Raw genomic sequence first — 17,497 nt, 5'->3', positions numbered from 1 at the left:
TTTGGGTTCGTGGGGTGTGTGGGGGGTTGGGGAGGGGTTGTGGTGGGGGGGGGGGGGGGCTCCAACGGAGAGGGAAAGGTAAAGAAAAAACCAAAGAAAGGGGGGGGGGGGGGGGGGGGGGGGCCCCCCCCCCCCACCCCCCGCCGTACGGCTCACGCCTGCGGAAGGTTCGCGAGCTGGTTCTCGATGCGGGCGATGTCCTCGTCCGCCTTGGCCAGGCGCGTGCGGATCTTCTCGACGACCTGGTCGGGCGCCTTGGCGAGGAACGCCTCGTTGCCGAGCTTGGCCTGCGCCTGCTGGCGCTCCTTCTCGGCGGCGGCCAGGTCCTTCGCGAGGCGCTTGCGCTCGGCCGCCACGTCGATGGTGCCCGACAGGTCGAGCGCGACCGTGGCACCCGCGACCGGCAGGGAGGCGGTGGCGTGGAAGCCCTCGCCCTCCGGCTGGAGGCGCAGCAACTGGCGGATGGCGGCCTCGTGCGGCGCCAGCGCCGTACCGTCCAGGTCCAGGCGGGCCGGGACCTTCTGGCCGGGCTGGAGTCCCTGGTCGGAGCGGAAGCGCCGGACCTCGGTGACGACCCGCTGGACCAGCTCGATCTCGCGCTCGGCGGCCGCGTCGCGGAAGCCCGAGTCCTTCGGCCAGTCGGCGACGACGAGCGACTCCCCACCGGTCAGCGAGGTCCACAGCGTCTCGGTGACGAACGGGACCACCGGGTGGAGCAGCCGCAGCGTCACGTCCAGGACCTCGCCCAGGACGCGGGCCGAGACCTTGGCGGGCTCGCCGCCGCCGAAGAACGTGGTCTTCGACAGCTCGACGTACCAGTCGAAGACCTCGTCCCACGCGAAGTGGTAGAGCGTGTCCGACAGCTTCGCGAACTCGAAGTCGTCGTAGTACGCGTCGACTTCGGCGACCGTGGCGTTCAGGCGCGACAGGATCCACCGGTCCGTGGCGGACATCTCGGACGGGTCGGGCAGCGGGCCCTGAACCGTGGCGCCGTTCATCAGCGCGAACCGGGTGGCGTTCCAGATCTTGTTGGCGAAGTTGCGGGACGCCTGGACCCAGTCCTCGCCGATCGGGACGTCGGTGCCGGGGTTGGCGCCACGGGCCAGGGTGAAGCGGACGGCGTCGGAGCCGTACGCGTCCATCCAGTCCAGCGGGTCGACGACGTTGCCGAAGGACTTCGACATCTTCTTGCCGCGCTCGTCACGGACCAGGCCGGTCAGCGCGATGGTCTTGAACGGGACCTCGCCGTCCATCGCGTACAGCCCGAACATCATCATCCGGGCGACCCAGAAGAAGATGATGTCGTGGCCGGTGAGGAGGACGTCGGTCGGATAGAACTTGTCCAGGTCCGGCGTCCGCTCCGGCCAGCCGAGCGTGGAGAACGGCCACAGGCCGGACGAGAACCAGGTGTCCAGGACGTCGGTGTCCTGCGTCCAGCCCTCGCCGGTGGGCGCCTCGTCGTCCGGTCCCAGGCAGACGACCTCGCCGTTCGGCCCGTACCAGACGGGGATGCGGTGGCCCCACCAGAGCTGGCGCGAGATGCACCAGTCGTGCATGTTGTCGACCCAGTCGAAGTACCGCTTCGACATGTCCTCGGGGTGGATCTTGACCCGGCCGTCGCGGACGGCGTCACCGGCGGCCTTCGCCAGCGGCTCGACCTTGACCCACCACTGCATCGACAGGCGCGGCTCGATGGTGGTCTTGCAGCGCGAGCAGTGGCCGACGGAGTGGACGTACGGGCGCTTCTCGGCGACGATCCGGCCCTGCGAGCGCAGCGCGCCGACGACGGCGCTGCGCGCCTCGTACCGGTCCAGGCCCTGGAAGGGGCCGTGGACGGTGATGACACCGCGCTCGTCCATGATCGTCATGGACTCCAGGCCGTGGCGCTGGCCGATCGCGAAGTCGTTCGGGTCGTGGGCGGGGGTCACCTTGACGGCGCCGGTGCCGAACTCGGGGTCGACGTGCGTGTCGGCGACGACGGGGATGGTGCGGTCGGTCAGCGGCAGCTTGATGCGCTTGCCGACGAGGTGCTTGTACCGCTCGTCGTCCGGGTGGACGGCGACCGCGGTGTCACCGAGCATCGTCTCGGCGCGGGTGGTGGCGACGACGAGGGTCTCGTCGCCCTCGCCGTACTTGATGGAGACGAGCTCGCCGTCGTCCTCCTGGTACTCCACCTCGATGTCCGAGATGGCGGTGAGGCAGCGCGGGCACCAGTTGATGATGCGCTCGGCGCGGTAGATCAGCTCGTCGTCGTAGAGCCGCTTGAAGATGGTCTGGACGGCCTTGGACAGGCCCTCGTCCATGGTGAACCGCTCACGCGACCAGTCGACGCCGTCGCCGAGGCGGCGCATCTGGCCGAGGATCTTGCCGCCGTACTCTTCCTTCCACTGCCAGACGCGCTCGACGAACTCCTCGCGGCCCAGGTCGTGGCGGGACTTGCCCTCCTCGGCGAGCTGCTGCTCGACCTTGTTCTGGGTGGCGATACCGGCGTGGTCCATGCCGGGCAGCCACAGCGCCTCGTACCCCTGCATCCGCTTGCGGCGGGTGAGGGCGTCCATGAGCGTGTGCTGGAAGGCATGGCCCAGGTGGAGGCTGCCGGTGACGTTCGGCGGCGGGATGACGATGGTGTACGGGGGCTTGTCGCTCTTCGCGTCGGCCGTGAAGTAACCGCGCTCTACCCAGCGCTCGTACAGCTTCCCCTCTACCTCGGCCGGCGCGTACTGGGTCGGCAGTTCGGGAACGGATGCTGGCTGCTGCTGAGTGTTCTCGGTCACGGGCCCAGTTTAGAGGTGTCACAGGCCCGTACTGAAACGGGAATGTTCGGTAACGGTGTGACCCCCGCCGTCCCGCCACAACAGGGTTTCGGCCAGGATGTGAGGAACGCATAAGCATTCGGAGGGGGACCCCCTTAATGAGTTACAACCAGCCGGGCCCGTACGGCGGACAGCCCCAGCAGCCCGGACCGTACGGTCAGCCGGGCCCTTACGGTCAGCAGCCCCAGGCGCCCCAGCCCGGCTACGGCTACCCCCAGCAGGCCCCGCCCCCGCAAGCGCCCTATGGCCAGCCCCAGCAGCCGGGCCCCTACGGCCAGCCCCCGCAGCAGGCCCCCTACGGCGCCGGCCCCGGCGCCTACCCCCCGCCCCCGCCGCCGGCCCCGAAGAAGAAGACGGGCCTCGTCATCGGCGCGGTCGCGGTGGTCGCGGCGATCGGCGTGGGCGCGTACTTCGTGTTCGGCGGCGGCACGGGCGGCAACGGTGCCGTCGGGGACGACACCAAGGGGTACAAGCTGACGGCGCCGGCGTCCGTCGGTGAGTACAAGAAGGATGAGTCGTCGGACGGTTCGAGTTCGATGACCGACAAGGAGAAGAAGGAAGCCGAGGCCCTCGGGATCAAGAACCCGCAGGACGTCAGCGCCCAGTACAAGTCCGGCGACGAGAGCCAGCCGCTGGCGGCGAAGATGCTCAGCTTCGGCGGCGCCTGGGGCGAGATCTCCGACCCGGAGAAGGCGCTCGACGGTTACTTCACCATGATGGAGAAGGACAGCGCCGACGACGAGGACGTCGAGGTCCAGTTCACCGGTCCGGCCGAAGAGGTCAAGCCCGCCGGTTTCGAGGGCGCCCTCATGAAGTGCCGTCAGGCCAAGATGAGCTTCAAGGGGGACTCGGGCGGCGCCACGCCGAAGCCGTTCGAGCTGCCCGTCTGCATGTGGGCCGACTACAGCACCATGGGCACGGTCTCCCTGATCAGCATGCAGCAGGCGCTGGGCGGCACCGGTGCCGCCCCGTCGAAGGACGAGGTCGCCAAGCTCGCGGCCGAGCTCTACAAGACGGCGCGCACCAAGGCCTGACCCGCTGACACACAAGGGCGCCCGCCCGGTTCCTGGAACCGGGCGGGCGCCTTGTCGTTTCAACCCAGGTTCAGCGGCGATCCCTCACAGCCGCGCCGCCCCTGAATGTGCGGTCAAGGCAGACATGCAGCGGTCGCGTCTGTTGCCCTGACACCGACCGCCAGCAGCTTCGCCTGGCAGATCACATGGCTGCCAAGCCTGGAGTAGCTGCACCCATTCTTGATCCGCGGCCCGATCACGTAACGACCGGTGCTCTGCAGGTAGCTCTCGCATGAAGCAGGGCTGGCCTGCGCGGGCACGGCTGTCGCTATGGGGAGGAAGCCCGCCGCCACAGTGACACACGCCGCCATCAGAATTCGCCTCGTTCTCACGTGCTCCGCCCTCGGTTTCCACGGATTGATCTACAGCACGTCAGTCGAACACACGAACCGGGACGACTCCATAGGAGGTGATGGGAATGGCTTGATCCCATCCGATATTGGAAGGAACCAACACAAGGGCGCCCGGCCGGTTCTCGGAACCGGCCGGGCGCCCTTGTGCTGCGTGCGTACCGCTACGCGGACTTCTCGTGGCGGCCCGGGTCCTTGACGACGCGGGGGACCAGCGTGGGGTTGACGTTGTTGTGGACGACGTCCTCGGTGATGACGACGCGGGCCACGTCCTTGCGGGACGGGACCTCGTACATCACGGACATGAGGACCTCTTCCATGATGGCGCGCAGGCCACGCGCGCCCGTGCCGCGGAGGATCGCCTGGTCGGCGATGGCTTCCAGGGCGGGGCGATCGAAGTCCAGCTCCACACCGTCGAGTTCGAAGAGGCGCTGGTACTGCTTCACCAGCGCGTTGCGGGGCTCGACGAGGATCTTCAGCAGCGCCTCGCGGTCCAGGTTGTGGACCGAGGTGATGACCGGGAGGCGGCCGATGAACTCGGGGATCATCCCGAACTTCACCAGGTCCTCCGGCATGACCTCCTGGAACTGGTCGCTCGCCTCGATCTCGCGCTTGGAGCGGATCGTCGCGCCGAAGCCGATGCCCTTGGCGCCCGCCCGCGACTCGATGATCTTCTCCAGGCCGGCGAAGGCACCGCCCACGATGAACAGCACGTTCGTCGTGTCGATCTGGATGAACTCCTGGTGCGGGTGCTTGCGGCCGCCCTGGGGCGGGACCGAAGCCGTCGTGCCCTCCAGGATTTTGAGCAGGGCCTGCTGGACGCCCTCGCCCGACACGTCCCGGGTGATCGACGGGTTTTCGCTCTTACGGGCGACCTTGTCGATCTCGTCGATGTAGATGATGCCCGTCTCGGCCTTCTTGACGTCGTAGTCGGCGGCCTGGATGAGCTTCAGCAGGATGTTCTCGACGTCCTCGCCCACATACCCCGCCTCCGTGAGCGCCGTCGCGTCGGCGATGGCGAACGGGACGTTGAGCATACGGGCCAGGGTCTGGGCCAGCAGCGTCTTGCCGGAGCCGGTGGGGCCCAGCAACAGGATGTTGGACTTGGCGAGTTCGATCGCGTCGTCCCGGCCCTGCGCGCCGCCGTTCTCGCCGGCCTGGACGCGCTTGTAGTGGTTGTACACCGCGACGGAGAGGGCCTTCTTCGCGGGCTCCTGCCCGACGACGTACCCCTCCAGGAACTCGTAGATCTCGCGGGGCTTGGGGAGTTCCTCCCAGCGGACCTCGCTCGTCTCCGCGAGCTCCTCTTCGATGATCTCGTTGCAGAGGTCGATGCACTCGTCGCAGATGTACACACCGGGGCCTGCGATGAGCTTCTTCACCTGCTTCTGGCTCTTTCCGCAGAACGAGCACTTGAGCAGGTCGCCGCCATCACCGATGCGTGCCACGAGGTGCTTCCCCTTCGCCTGGGAGCGGCTTGGTTCAGCCGGCTCCTGGTGCCTCATATCCGACGGTACCTTGCCGGGCCCCTCGTTCGGGCCCCCCTTGGCACGGTTCACACCGTGCCAAGGGAAGGTCGGTCCGTCAGGCTGCCGCCGCTGCGGTGCTCTTGCGGGTGGAGACGATCTGGTCCACCAGGCCGTACGCCAGGGCGTCCTCGGCCGTGAGGATCTTGTCGCGCTCGATGTCGTCGCGGATCTTCTCGATCGGCTGCGTGGAGTGCTTGGCCAGCATCTCCTCGAGCTGCGTCCGCATGCGCAGGATCTCGTTGGCCGCGATCTCCAGGTCGGAGAGCTGCTCGCGGCCCGTACCGCCGGACGGCTGGTGGATCAGCACGCGGGCGTTGGGCAGGGCCATCCGCTTGCCGGGGGTGCCGGCGGCCAGCAGCACGGCCGCGGCGGAGGCCGCCTGGCCCATGCAGACCGTCTGGATGTCCGGCTTCACGAACTGCATCGTGTCGTAGATGGCGGTCAGCGCGGTGAAGGAGCCACCGGGGCTGTTGATGTAGATGGAGATGTCGCGGTCCGGGTCCATCGACTCCAGGCACAGGAGCTGTGCCATGACGTCGTTGGCGGAGGCGTCGTCGATCTGCACGCCGAGGAAGATCACGCGCTCCTCGAAGAGCTTCGCGTACGGGTCGTACTCGCGCACGCCCTGGGAGGTGCGCTCGACGAAGCGCGGGACGACGTACCTGTTGTCCACCTGCGGGCCGGTGTAGAGGCCGCTCGCGGAGAAGTTGCTCATGTGGGTGTTCACCATCCTGGTGGCGTTCGGCGGGCTGGGAGGCGAGGGGCGGGCAGGGGCGCTCAGGCGCCGGTGCCGCCACCGCCCGGAACGCCCGCGGCGGCAGACATGATGTCGTCGATCAGGCCGTACTCCTTGGCCTCCTCGGCGGTGAACCAGCGGTCGCGGTCACCGTCGCGGATGATCGTCTCCACGGTCTGGCCGGAGTGGCGCGCGGTGATCTCGGCCATGCGCTTCTTGGTGCGGAGGAGGTACTCGGCCTGGATCTTGATGTCCGAGGCGGTACCGCCGATGCCGGCGGAGCCCTGGTGCATCAGGATGTCGGTGTTCGGCAGCGCGAAACGCTTGCCGGCGGTGCCGCCGGTGAGCAGGAACTGGCCCATGGAGGCCGCCATGCCCATACCGATGGTGACGACGTCGTTCGGGATGTACTGCATGGTGTCGTAGATCGCCATGCCTGCCGTCACCGAGCCACCCGGGCTGTTGATGTACAGGTAAATGTCCTTGTCCGGGTCAGCGGCAAGGAGCAGCATCTGCGAGGTGATCTTGTTCGCGATCTCGTCGTCGACCTGCTGGCCGAGGAAGATGATCCGCTCGCCGAGCAGCCGGTTGTAGACATGGTCGCCGAGGCCACCACCGATGGACGGCTCACCCGCGGCGTAAGGCATCAGATTCGTCACGTATCCACCTGCTCGTCTCTGACGGCTCCGGCCGTCTCAGCGTCTTACGTACTGGGGGCGGGTACTCCCCTGCCCTCGTATTCATGGACCCTAACGCGCAGGTCGGACAACGCCATCCCGGTTCCCGAACTGTTCGCTGGGAGCGCAAGGTAGTTGGGCCGGGGAGGGACGATGCGGGCCGGCGAGGGCCGGGCCGGGCCCGTACGGCGACGGGCCCGACCGCACGCGGGTGCGGATCGGGCCCGTCGGACCGTTCATGCCGGGGCCGGGGCTCAGGCCTCGGTCTTGTCCTCGGCCTTGTCCTCGGACTCCTCGGCGGAGGCCTCGACCGTCTCGGCGGTCTCGTCCTCGTCGTCGTCGAGCTCGACCGGCTCACCGTTGGTGTCGACGACCTTGGCGGCCTCGACGACGACCGCGAGGGCCTTGCCGCGGGCGACCTCGCCGACGAGCATCGGCACCTGGCCACCCTCGACGACGGCCTTGGCGAACTGGTCGGGGCTCATGCCGGAGGAGGCGGCGCGCCGCATGAGGTGCTCGGTGAGCTCCTCCTGGTTGACGTTGAGCTTCTCCTTGTTGACCAGCTCGTCCAGGATGAACTGGGTCTTGATGCCCTTGATCGCCTGCTCGCGGGTCTCGGCGTCGAACTCCTCGACCGTCTTGCCCTGGAGCTCCAGGTACTTCTCCAGGGTCAGCCCCATCTGGCCGAGCTGGTGGTGCTCCAGGTTGTGCTTGCGGGTGTTGACCTCGTCCTCGAGGAGCTTCTCGGGGATCGGCACCTCGGCCAGCTTCAGCAGCTCGTCCAGGACGCGCTCCTGGGCCTGGGTGGCCTGGTCGTACTGCTTCATGTTCTCGAGGCGCTTGCGGCTGTCGGCCTTCAGCTCCTCCAGGGTGTCGAACTCGGACGCCATCTGGGCGAAGTCGTCGTCGAGCTCGGGGAGCTCACGGGCGGCGACCTGGGTGACCTTGACGGTGACCTCGGCCTCCTTGCCCTCGGCGGAGCCGCCCTTCAGCTCGGAGGTGAAGGTGGCCTCGCCACCGGCCTCCAGGCCGGTCACGGCCTCGTCGATGCCGTCGAGGAGCTCACCGGAGCCGATCGTGTACTGCACGCCGCTCGCGACACCGTCCGGGAGGACCTCGCCGTCGACCTTGGCCTCCAGGTCGATCGTCACGACGTCGCCCTCGGCGGCGGCGCGCTCGACCGGGTTGGTGGAGGCGAAGCGGTCGCGGAGCTGCTCCACGGACTTCTCGACGTCCTCGTCGGTGACCTCGACGGCGTCGACGGTGACCTCGATGCCGGAGTAGTCCGGGATCTCGATCGTCGGGCGGATGTCGACCTCGGCGGTGAAGGCCAGCAGCTCGCCGTCCTTCAGCTCGGTGATGTCGACCTCGGGCTGGCCCAGCGGGTTGACCTCGGCCTCGTTGACGGCCTCGGTGTAGAACTTCGGGAGGGCGTCGTTGACGGCCTCCTCCAGCACCGCACCACGGCCGAACCGCTGGTCGATGACACGAGCCGGGATCTTGCCCTTGCGGAAGCCCTTGACCGTGACCTGCTGGTTGATCTTCTTGTACGCCGCGTCGAGGCTGTCCTTGAGCTCCTCGAAGGGCACCTCGACAGTGAGCCGAACCCGGGTCGGGTTCAGGGTCTCCACGGCGCTCTTCACGGTTCGGTCTCCTTGGTGGCTGATTCTTGGATTCTGCCGGGCCGCTGGTCGGCGGTTCCGGCGGATTCGGCCCGGTCAGAGAGACACACGGGCACGCAGCTTGCATAGTAACCGCAAGCGGGATGAGGCCCACAATGTGATCTTGGTTGCGCACGTGGTCCGGCGCGTCTGGTGTGGTCGGGGTGGCGGGATTTGAACCCACGGCCTTCCGCTCCCAAAGCGGACGCGCTACCAAGCTGCGCCACACCCCGTCGGTGCGACACGTAGGGTACATGCCCCACGGCGGTGCGTCGGCACCTTTAAGGGGTGTGCGACGACCCGGCCCGACCCGCTAACATGACGTTGCGTTCGTGCCGCGGTCCTGTGACCCGCGGTGCGTTGCTTGCGGGCGTAGCTCAATGGTAGAGCCCTAGTCTTCCAAACTAGCTACGCGGGTTCGATTCCCGTCGCCCGCTCCATCCGGCCACGGCCCGGGCGAGAGGTCCCTCTCCCCGGGCCGTGTCGCGTTCTCGGCCCATGGCCGCCCCGACTCTCCCGCACCCGCGCTCCACACCGTCGCCCTCGACGAGGCTCAGAAACTGATCTGGTTGATCGTGGCCGCGATCGAGTCGAGGAAGCGCTGTATGGACGGCGCCATTCCGGACGAGGCGAGGAAGAAGCCGAAAAGCACGGCGACCACCGCGGGGCCCGCCTTGAGGGAGCCACCGCGGATCAACACCACGAGGATGATCGCCAACAGCAGCACCACGGACAGTGAAATGGCCACAACTGATCACACACCCTCGGTCGGTCCGCCTTGCCGGCCCGGGGGTGCGCGGCCCGGCGCCCCCCGTTCGCTCCATCGTGCCACCAACATCCCCACGATTGAGGCCCGCTGACACATCGTTCACACCACCGTCGCCGCACGGTACGTGGGAGCCGTGCGCCGGGTGGGCGGCGGACCGAAAAACACACTTCGAATTCAATGTGATTGGTTTCGGGCCGCACACATGTTGGTCACAGGAAATTCGCAGCGTGCCCGGTGAGTAATTCTCTGTGGCGGAAAGCGTAACGATATGCCCCATTTAAGGGGGATTAATTGGGGCATAGGGTGCGGTTGCGGGTGGTGTCAGATACGAATGTGCGGGTCTTCCAGCGGGTTTTACGAATTGGCGGAGGCGTGGTTAGGGTGCCTCAAATGTTCCAGGCTTCGCATGGAAATCAGCAGGCCCTGCTCCCGCCGGTGCGGGAGCCCGAGACCACCGCGAGCGCCCCCGCACCGGCGGCGGACAGACCGGGCCGGGACGCGTTCTTCGACAACGCCAAGTACCTGGCGATCGTGCTCGTGGCCATGGCGCACGCGTGGGAGCCCGTCATGGACGGCAGCCGGGCGACCAGGGCGCTCTACATGTTCGTCTACACGTTCCACATGCCGGCGTTCATCCTGATCTCCGGCTACTTCTCGCGGAGCTTCACCGGGCGGCCCCACCAGCTCAAGCGCCTGGTCACCGGGCTGGTCGTGCCGTACCTCGTCTTCGAGGTGGCCTACTCGCTCTACCGGCGCTGGGCGGGCGGCACCCCGGACCAGGCCATCAGCCTGACCGACCCGATCTACCTCACCTGGTTCCTGATCGCGCTGTTCGTCTGGCGGCTGACCACGCCCCTGTGGCGCACCATCCGCCACCCGCTGCCCGTCGCCCTGGTCATCGCCGCGCTCGGCTCGCTCACCCCCGGCATCGGCCAGGACCTGGACCTCCAGCGGATCCTCCAGTTCCTGCCGTTCTTCGTCCTGGGCCTGTCGCTGAGGCCCGAGCACTTCGAGCTGGTGCGCCGCCGCTCGGCCCGGCTGCTGGCCGTGCCCGTCGCCCTGGGCGCCCTGGCCTTCACGTACTGGATCGCACCCGACATCCGGATGAGCTGGTTCTACCGCTCCACCAGCGCCGAGGAGCTGGACGCGCCCTGGTGGGCGGGGCCGGTCATGACCTTCGCGCTGTTCGGCTGCGCCCTGGTGCTCACCGCGGCCTTCCTCGCCTGGGTGCCGCGCCGGCGGACCTGGTTCACCGTCCTCGGGGCGGGGACCATCTGCGGGTACCTGCTGCACGGGTTCCTGGTGAAGGCCATGGAGTACTGGGCGCTCGTCCCGGCGTACGACCTGGACACGCCCCTCGGCCGGGTGGTCGTCACGCTGGTGGCCGCCGTCGCGGTGACCGCGATGTGCACCCCGCCGGTGCGGCGGGCGCTGCGGTGGGTGACCGAGCCGAAGATGGAGTGGGCCTTCCGGCGGGACGCGACCGAGCGGCTCAGTCGCCGCTGAGGCCCAGCAGGGCGCGCGTCCTCGCGTACTTGGCGGTCAGCCGGGCCCGGGTCGCCTCGTCCAGGACGGCGAGGCGGTCCGGGTCGGCGTTGTGCGCGAGGTCGGCCTCCTTGACCAGGCGGGCGCCCGGCACGGCCAGGACGCGGGCGGTGTACGCCGCGAGGTCCTCGCCCGGCCGCTTGCTGAGCGCCAGCACCATGTCCTTCACCGCCCGCGGGAGCGCGGCGCCCCGGAGCCACTCCTCGGACAGCCGGTCGTCCTCGACGGCGTCGTGCAGCCAGGCCGCGGCGATCTGCTCGTCGCTGCCGCCCCGGGCGCGTACTCCGTCCGCCACCGCCTGGAGGTGCTCGGCGTACGGGCGGCCCGCCTTGTCGGTCTGGCCGGCATGGGCCTTCCGGGCGATGGCCTCGACCTCATCGAGCGTCAGATACGTCACGATTCCCCTTACGCGTCCCGAGTGATCAGCAACAGCGCCCGGTCGTCGTTGACGTCCTTCGCGCACGCCTCGATCAGGTGCCACGCCGAGCCCTGGAAGCCGGACGCCACATAGCGGTCGGCCTCGCCCGTCAGGCGGTCGATGCCCTCGGCGATGTCCCGGTCCGCCGCCTCCACCAGGCCGTCGGTGAACAGCATCAGGACGTCCCCGGGCCGCAGCGAACCCTTGACCGGATGGAATTCGGCCCCGTCGTACACGCCCAGCAGGGGGCCCTCGCCCGCCTTCTCCTCCCACCGGCCGCTGCCCGCGTGGAGCTGGAGCGCCGGGAGGTGGCCCGCCGACAGCAGCTCGTAGTCGCCGGACTCCAGGTCCAGCACCAGGTGGATCGAGGTCGCGAAGCCCTCGTCCCAGTCCTGCCGCAGCAGGTAGCCGTTGGCCGCCGGCAGGAAGCCGTGCGGCGGCAGCGAACCGAGCAGCCCGCCGAACGCGCCGGACAGCAGCAGGGCACGGGAGCCCGCGTCCATGCCCTTGCCGGACACGTCCGTCAGGACGACCTCCAGGGTGCGGCCGCCGTTGGTGCGGGCCGCGACCACGAAGTCGCCCGAGAAGGACTGACCGCCCGCCGGGCGCAGCGCCATCTCGTGGTGCCAGCCCTTCGGCAGCCTGGGCAGGGCGCTCTGGACCCGGATGCGTTCGCGCAGGTCGAACAGCATCGTTCCGCCGCGCCGCCACGGCACGCCGACCCGGGCCCGGAACTGGGCGATCAGCAGCCCGAACAGCCCGCAGGCGGCCACCACGAGCACCGTGCCGGGCGTGACCCGGGCCGCGCCCTCGGTGTAGGGGCCGAGCACGGCGGACTCGACGATCAGGGCGCCCGCGGCCGCCGCGTACAGGCCCAGCAGGCTCGCCGGGCGCAGCAGCAGGCCGCCGGCGACGATCGGCAGGACGAGCGCGGCGGGCGCCGCCCACACGGGGGTGGCGATGGTCAGCAGCGTGATCGCCGGGATGGTGAGCAGCAGCCCCGCCAGGGCGATCCAGTCGGAGCCGTCGCCGCGGAAGTAGTCCACGCCGGATTTGCGCAGCGCGACTTTGACCCGGCGCGCGGACTTCCGCATCCGGGCCAGGTACGCGTCCACTCGTGCGCTACGGGCCATTGGCCTGGACCCTATCCACCCGGTGGGGCCCCGTGCAGGGGGACCCCTGTGACATTGCGTTCGAAATTGGGTCGCCGCGGTGGCATGGCCCTGGTACCCATGGCATATGACGACAGACTTACGCGTGCTCCGGCCGGCCGAATGGGACCACTGGTACGGGCAGTTGGAGCTCGCCTTCGGCGGCGTGGCGGAGGCCCCGCAGGAGCGGGAGCTGTGGGAGGCGCTCACCGAGTACGACCGCTCGATCGGCGTCTGGGACGGGGACGTGTGCGTCGGTACGGCCGGGGCGTTCACGTTCCGGCTGTCGGTGCCGGGGGGCGGGCTGGTGCCCGCGGCGGGCGTGACGATGGTGAGCGTGGCGTCGACGCACCGGCGGCGCGGCATCCTCACGTCGATGATGCGGCGCCAGCTCGACGACGTATTCGCCTGGGGTGAGCCGCTGGCCGTGCTGACGGCGTCGGAACCCGCCATTTACGGTCGGTTCGGGTACGGCATCGCCACCGGGCAGTTGCGCGCGGAGATCGACACGAATCGGGTGCGTCTGTCCGTTCCGCCGGGGACGGATGACGTAGCGCTGCGGATCGTCGCGCCCGCGGAGGCGAGCGCCGCGTGCGAGGCCGTGTACGCGCGGCTGGTCCCGGAGCGGCCGGGCATGCTCGCCCGCCGCCCCGGCTGGGAGCGGCTCCCGCTGATCGACCCGCCCGGGGACCGGGGCGGCGGGTCGCCGCTCCAGTGCGTGCTGGCGGAGCGGAACGGCGAAGTCGTCGGCTTCGCGCTGTACAGCACCAAGCCGGACTGGGAGGCGGCGGGGCCGAAGGGGACGGTGCGGCTGCGGCACATGGGCGCGCTGGACGCGGCGGCGTACGCGGCGGTGTGGCGGTTCCTGTGCGGGATCGACCTGATGTCGACGGTGCAGGTGCACAACCGTCCGGTGGACGACCCGTGGCAGCACCTGGTCTCCGACGTCCGGCGCTGCGCGGTCCGCGTGCAGGACGGGCTGCACCTACGCCTGGTGAACCTGCCCGTGGCTCTGGAGGCGCGGACGTACCAGGCGCCGGTGGACGTGGTCCTGGAGGTGGACGACGCCTTCTGCCCGTGGAACACCGGGCGGTGGCGGCTGTCGGGCGACCCCAAGGGCGCGACGTGCTCCCGCACGGACGACGCGCCGGACCTCTCCTTGTCGGTACGGGAGCTGGGCGCGGCGTACCTGGGCGGTGCGTCCCTGACGTCCCTGGCCGGCGCCGGCCTGGTGCGCGAGCTGCGCCAGGGCGCCCTGGCCGAGGCCTCCCTCGCCTTCGGCTCGCCGGTCGCGCCCTGGCTGCCTCACGGCTTCTGACAGGTGGGGCACCAGAAGAGGTTGCGGGCGGCGAGACCGGCGGTGCGGATCTCGCCGCCACAGATGTGGCAGGGCATGTTGGCCCGGCGGTAGACGTACACCTCGCCGCCGTGGTCGTCCACGCGGGGCGGGCGGCCCATGGCCTCCGGGGTGTGCTCGGGCCGTACGGTGTCGATGCGGTTGTTCCGCACGCCCTCGCGCATCAGCACCACGAGGTCGTCCCAGATGGCGTTCCACTCTCCCCGGGTGAGGTCCTTGCCCGCGCGATAGGGGTCGATGCCGTGCCGGAAGAGGACCTCGGCGCGGTAGACGTTGCCGACGCCCGCGATGACCTTCTGGTCCATCAGCAGGGCGGCGATGGTGGTGCGGCTCCTGGAGATCCGCCGCCACGCCTTCTCGGGGTCGTCGCCGTTCCGCAGCGGGTCCGGCCCGAGCCGCTCGTGTATCGCCGCCTTCTCCGGCTCGGTGATCAGGGCGCAGGTGGTGGGCCCGCGCAGGTCCGCGTAGTGCGCGTGGTTGACCAGGCGCAGCCGTACGGTCTCGGTGGGCGGCGGCGCGGGGGTGGTACCGAAGCCGAGCTTGCCGAAGAGCCCGAGGTGGATGTGGACCCAGCCGGTGTCCTTGAACCCGAGGAACAGGTGCTTGCCGTGGGCGTCGACGCCGTCCAGTACGCGGCCGTCGAGGAGGGCGGCGCTGTCGGAGAACTTGCCCTGGGGGCTGGTGACGCGGACGTCCCACCCGGCGAAGCGGGTGAGGTGGTCCTCGGCGAGGCGGTGGATCGTATGCCCTTCGGGCATGGGTGTGCGTCTCCTACGGTGTTCGTCGGCGAACCGGCCCTTACCCGGCGTCCGGCCGGAGGGGCCGTGCAGGGTCGCCCCCGCAGAGGTTGGCGGCTCCGTAACGGCTCCCTCTACTGGCACCCAAGGCCGCCGGCCTCGAGGAGGCGAGCCCGGAGGGGCCCCGCCCCCACCCACCGGGGGTGGCCGCCCGATCCACCGGGCCCGCACCCGGGGCACCGGGAACAGGCACCGCCCCAGTCCGTTGTGCCCACCCTCCCCCAAGCTCTCGGCTTCGCTCGAGCAGGGGGGACCCCCATCGCCCTGCGGAACGACTGCCCACAACGGAAGCCCGCCGGAGGCACCCCACAACGGAGAGGGAACGCGCACCCCGGCGGGGCGACTGCCCACAGGCGGAGGGGCCGCGCCCCAGCGGCGGACGCGCGTCCCGGCGGCGGAGCCGCGCCCCAGCCGCGGACGCGCGTCCCGGGCGCGGAGGCGCGTCCCGGCGGCGGGGCCGGTGGGTTAGTCCTGCTGGGGGTGGTGCGCGGGGATCGGGGGGAGCTCGCCGGTGGTCTCGTAGGCGGAGAGCATCTCGATGCGGCGCGTGTGACGCTCCTCACCCGAGTACGGGGTGTTGAGGAAGGTCTCCACGAACTTCGTCGACTCCTCCACGGAGTGCATCCGCCCGCCGATCGCCACCACGTTCGCGTTGTTGTGCTCGCGGCCCAGCGCCGCCGTCTGCTCACTCCAGGCCAGCGCCGCCCGCACGCCCTTCACCTTGTTCGCGGCGATCTGCTCGCCGTTGCCCGAGCCGCCGATGACGATGCCCAGGCTGTCCGGGTCGGCGGCGGTCTTCTCCGCGGCGCGCAGGCAGAACGGCGGGTAGTCGTCCTGGGCGTCGTAGATGTGGGGGCCGCAGTCGACGGGCTCGTGGCCGTGGGCCTTGAGCCACTCGACGAGGTGGTTCTTGAGTTCGAAGCCGGCATGGTCGGAACCGAGGTACACGCGCATGGGCACGAGTGTGGCACGTCCCACGTCACGCGCGCCGCCCGGGGCCCTCCGCGCGGGCCCCACCGGGCCGCCGCATCACGATCCGGAATCGGAGGGTTCCGGGCTCTCCCCTCGCCGGGTTTCAATGCACGGGCTCGTGACCCGAGTGCACCCCAGACGTAAGGATTCGTCCATGACCACGCAGTCGACCCTGCATAAGGAAGGCGGAACCACCGGAGAACCCGGTACTCCGCAGTCTTCCGACGGTCTCAAGGCGGGGCTCAAGAACCGCCACCTTTCCATGATCGCCATCGGCGGAGTGATCGGCGCCGGCCTGTTCGTCGGGTCCTCCGGCGGCATCGCCAAGGCCGGTCCCGCCATCCTCATCTCGTACATGCTCGTCGGCGCGATGGTCGTGTTCGTGATGCGGATGCTCGGCGAGATGGCTGCCGCGAGCCCGAACTCCGGCTCCTTCTCGGCGTACGCCGACCGCGCGCTCGGCCGCTGGGCGGGCTTCTCGATCGGCTGGCTGTACTGGTTCTTCTGGGTGGTGGTGCTGGCGGTCGAGGCGACCGCGGGCGCGGTGATCCTGGAGGGCTGGATACCGGCCGTGCCGCAGTGGGCCTGGGCCCTGATCGTGATGGTGGTCCTGACGGCCACGAACCTCGCCTCCGTCTCCTCGTACGGCGAGTTCGAGTTCTGGTTCGCGGGCATCAAGGTCGTCGCCATCGGCGCCTTCGTGGTCATCGGTCTGCTGGCCGTGTTCGGCTTCCTGCCCGGCTCCGACAACCCCGGTGCGGGCCTCGCCCACCTCACGGACGCGGGCGGCTTCTTCCCGAACGGCGCCGGCGCCATCCTCACCGGCGTGCTGATGGTCGTCTTCTCCTTCATGGGCAGCGAGATCGTCACGCTCGCCGCCGGTGAGTCGGAGGACCCGCGCCGCGCGGTCACCAAGGCCACCAACAGCGTGATCTGGCGCATCGCCGTCTTCTACCTGGGCTCCATCTTCGTCGTCCTGACGCTGCTGCCCTGGAACGACAAGTCGATCGTCGAGAAGGGCTCGTACGTCGCCGCCCTGGACTCCATCGGCATCGCGCACGCGGGCCAGATCATGAACGTGATCGTGCTGACGGCCGTGCTGTCCTGCCTGAACTCGGGCCTGTACACCGCCTCCCGCATGGCGTTCTCGCTGGGCGAGCGCGGTGACGCGCCGAAGGCCTTCGCCAAGGCCAACGCCAAGGGCGTGCCGACGGCGGCCATCCTGGCCTCGGTCGCGTTCGGGTTCATCGCCGTGTACTTCAACTACGCGTTCAAGGACACGGTCTTCGACTTCCTGCTGAGCTCCTCCGGCGCCGTCGCCCTGTTCGTCTGGCTGGTGATCTGCTTCACCCAGCTCCGGATGCGCGGCATCCTGCTGCGCGAGGTGCCCGAGAAGGTGACGGTGAAGATGTGGCTCTTCCCGTACCTGACGTGGGCGACCGCCGCGATGATCACCTTCGTGCTGGCCTACATGGTCTACGACAAGGACAACCGCGAGGTCGTGCTGTCCTCGGTCGCCGTCGCGGTCGTCGTCGTGACCATCGGCGTCGTGCTCGACCAGGCCCGCAAGAGGCAGATCAATACCTGACGGGTTCTGTCAGGTATCGGCGAAAGGCTCTCCGCACACCACCGAGTGGACGGAGAGCCTT

14 protein-coding genes and 2 tRNA genes are annotated in these 17,497 nt (G+C 69.4%); 5 read left to right on the top strand and 11 right to left on the bottom strand.

The annotated features are described in order from the left end of the window. Positions 1 to 152: 152 nt before the first annotated feature. Positions 153 to 2,774: a valine--tRNA ligase gene (locus ACZ46W_RS28680; protein WP_468343381.1), complete on the bottom strand. Its 2,622-nt coding sequence runs from the start codon at positions 2,772 to 2,774 to the stop codon at positions 153 to 155. 137 nt (positions 2,775 to 2,911) lie between these two features. On the opposite strand from ACZ46W_RS28680, the gene ACZ46W_RS28675 reads away from it, so the two are divergent. Beyond that, on the top strand, positions 2,912 to 3,847 hold the full coding sequence (locus ACZ46W_RS28675; protein WP_468343378.1) for a hypothetical protein: 936 nt from the start codon (positions 2,912 to 2,914) through the stop codon (positions 3,845 to 3,847). 553 nt (positions 3,848 to 4,400) lie between these two features. On the opposite strand, the gene clpX is transcribed toward ACZ46W_RS28675, so the two are convergent. From clpX to ACZ46W_RS28650, 5 genes are all read right to left on the bottom strand, one after another. Continuing rightward, the gene (gene clpX / locus ACZ46W_RS28670; RefSeq protein ID WP_031070473.1) at positions 4,401 to 5,684 is read right to left on the bottom strand and encodes an ATP-dependent Clp protease ATP-binding subunit ClpX; all 1,284 of its coding nucleotides are present in this window, start codon (positions 5,682 to 5,684) and stop codon (positions 4,401 to 4,403) included. A 136-nt stretch (positions 5,685 to 5,820) separates the two neighbouring features. Then, positions 5,821 to 6,495, bottom strand: a complete 675-nt coding sequence (locus ACZ46W_RS28665; protein ID WP_031070475.1) for an ATP-dependent Clp protease proteolytic subunit — start codon at positions 6,493 to 6,495, stop codon at positions 5,821 to 5,823. Between the two features lie 47 nt (positions 6,496 to 6,542). After that, entirely contained in the window at positions 6,543 to 7,160 is a 618-nt protein-coding gene (locus ACZ46W_RS28660) for an ATP-dependent Clp protease proteolytic subunit (protein ID WP_126886886.1), read from the bottom strand. Between the two features lie 272 nt (positions 7,161 to 7,432). Next, positions 7,433 to 8,821 carry a trigger factor gene (tig, locus tag ACZ46W_RS28655; protein ID WP_468343373.1) on the bottom strand — a complete coding sequence of 463 codons (1,389 nt, stop codon included), beginning with the start codon at positions 8,819 to 8,821 and terminating at the stop codon, positions 7,433 to 7,435. Between the two features lie 174 nt (positions 8,822 to 8,995). Next, positions 8,996 to 9,072 (bottom strand) — tRNA-Pro (locus ACZ46W_RS28650). Positions 9,073 to 9,205: 133 nt separating this feature from the next. Here ACZ46W_RS28650 and ACZ46W_RS28645 point away from each other — a divergent pair. Next, positions 9,206 to 9,279, top strand: a tRNA-Gly gene (locus ACZ46W_RS28645). A gap of 113 nt (positions 9,280 to 9,392) precedes the next feature. Here the strand turns inward: ACZ46W_RS28645 and ACZ46W_RS28640 are convergent. Then, complete coding sequence (locus ACZ46W_RS28640; protein WP_468343370.1) at positions 9,393 to 9,587, bottom strand: hypothetical protein; 195 nt, start codon at positions 9,585 to 9,587, stop codon at positions 9,393 to 9,395. Between the two features lie 411 nt (positions 9,588 to 9,998). Here ACZ46W_RS28640 and ACZ46W_RS28635 point away from each other — a divergent pair, with 411 nt between their 5' ends. Further along, on the top strand, positions 9,999 to 11,114 hold the full coding sequence (locus ACZ46W_RS28635) for an acyltransferase family protein (RefSeq protein ID WP_468343367.1): 1,116 nt from the start codon (positions 9,999 to 10,001) through the stop codon (positions 11,112 to 11,114). Here ACZ46W_RS28635 and ACZ46W_RS28630 read toward each other — a convergent pair. Together ACZ46W_RS28630 and ACZ46W_RS28625 are read right to left on the bottom strand one after the other, a co-directional pair. Beyond that, on the bottom strand, positions 11,101 to 11,550 hold the full coding sequence (locus ACZ46W_RS28630) for an HD domain-containing protein (protein ID WP_468343364.1): 450 nt from the start codon (positions 11,548 to 11,550) through the stop codon (positions 11,101 to 11,103). The genes ACZ46W_RS28635 and ACZ46W_RS28630 overlap by 14 nt on opposite strands. Before the next feature lie 8 nt (positions 11,551 to 11,558). Further along, positions 11,559 to 12,704 carry a PP2C family protein-serine/threonine phosphatase gene (locus ACZ46W_RS28625; protein ID WP_366131291.1) on the bottom strand — a complete coding sequence of 382 codons (1,146 nt, stop codon included), beginning with the start codon at positions 12,702 to 12,704 and terminating at the stop codon, positions 11,559 to 11,561. A gap of 106 nt (positions 12,705 to 12,810) precedes the next feature. On the opposite strand from ACZ46W_RS28625, the gene ACZ46W_RS28620 reads away from it, so the two are divergent. Continuing rightward, on the top strand, positions 12,811 to 14,040 hold the full coding sequence (locus ACZ46W_RS28620; protein WP_468343360.1) for a GNAT family N-acetyltransferase: 1,230 nt from the start codon (positions 12,811 to 12,813) through the stop codon (positions 14,038 to 14,040). Here the strand turns inward: ACZ46W_RS28620 and ACZ46W_RS28615 are convergent. Together ACZ46W_RS28615 and ACZ46W_RS28610 are read right to left on the bottom strand one after the other, a co-directional pair. Continuing rightward, positions 14,028 to 14,837 (bottom strand): Fpg/Nei family DNA glycosylase, encoded by an 810-nt coding sequence (locus tag ACZ46W_RS28615; protein ID WP_468343357.1) that lies wholly within the window; start codon positions 14,835 to 14,837, stop codon positions 14,028 to 14,030. The genes ACZ46W_RS28620 and ACZ46W_RS28615 overlap by 13 nt on opposite strands. Before the next feature lie 504 nt (positions 14,838 to 15,341). After that, positions 15,342 to 15,830 carry a ribose-5-phosphate isomerase gene (locus ACZ46W_RS28610; protein WP_351808314.1) on the bottom strand — a complete coding sequence of 163 codons (489 nt, stop codon included), beginning with the start codon at positions 15,828 to 15,830 and terminating at the stop codon, positions 15,342 to 15,344. Positions 15,831 to 16,002: 172 nt separating this feature from the next. On the opposite strand from ACZ46W_RS28610, the gene ACZ46W_RS28605 reads away from it, so the two are divergent. After that, positions 16,003 to 17,436: an amino acid permease gene (locus ACZ46W_RS28605; protein WP_468343353.1), complete on the top strand. Its 1,434-nt coding sequence runs from the start codon at positions 16,003 to 16,005 to the stop codon at positions 17,434 to 17,436. Positions 17,437 to 17,497 lie beyond the last annotated feature (61 nt).

This window comes from Streptomyces sp. NPDC031064 (assembly GCF_055570965.1).
The sequence above is the reverse complement of the archived record's forward strand: the minus strand, read 5'-3'. Positions and strand labels throughout refer to the sequence as shown.